Source organism: Caballeronia sp. M23-90, assembly GCF_053574605.1.
Window position 1 is genome coordinate 1 of record NZ_JBSIPA010000952.1, and the last position, 638, is coordinate 638.

Consider the following 638-nt stretch of genomic DNA (forward strand, 5'->3'; position numbering starts at 1 on the left):
CATCGTGTGGATGAGCCGATGCAAGCCGCGCCGCAAGCACGCTTCCGCCTACAAAAACGGATGCGCTCGTCATGCCCGTCACGACGCGTTGAACGAGTAGCGCATGGGTATCGGAAACGAGACCGCCCGCGATCATCAGGACCGCCGTCAGCACGCATCCCCAAATGAAACACACGCCCGCCGGCCAGCGGCGCGCGAGCAATGGGAAAGTCAGCGCGCCGAGCAGATAACCGAGCGCGTTTGCCGTGTTCATCGCGCCGGCTTGCGCGAAACTCCAGCCGAGATCGGCTTTCATGGCGGGCAATAACAGCGCGTAGGAAAACCGCGTGAGGCCGAGTGCAATCGCGGTGCCGAACGATAAACCCACCGCAAGCACGAGCGTTGTGCGCCGTGAGTGCGCTATGTCCGATGCAGGAAAGTATGGTGCCGCGGTGTTACGGGGTTCGTCGATCATCGGCTGGGCGGCTTGAGCTTTCGGGATGCGTGCAACGCAACAAGTGCAGTAGAAGCGCCACCATGATAATGCGACACTTCTACTTCTTGCTCGATACCCGCGACGGAATCGCGCTCGTGCACGCCGCCACACATCCCAGCACGAGCGCAACGCCGGTCACGACCAGCGCGCCATTCGCGAGTCC

The 638-nt window shown here is 62.2% G+C and carries 1 protein-coding gene; it reads right to left on the reverse strand.

Annotated features, from left to right (window positions below):
• The coding region (locus ACRXB1_RS37245; protein ID WP_449494923.1) for a YbfB/YjiJ family MFS transporter at positions 1-454 on the reverse strand (454 nt) is incomplete at its 3' end.
• Positions 455-638: the final 184 nt, after the last annotated feature.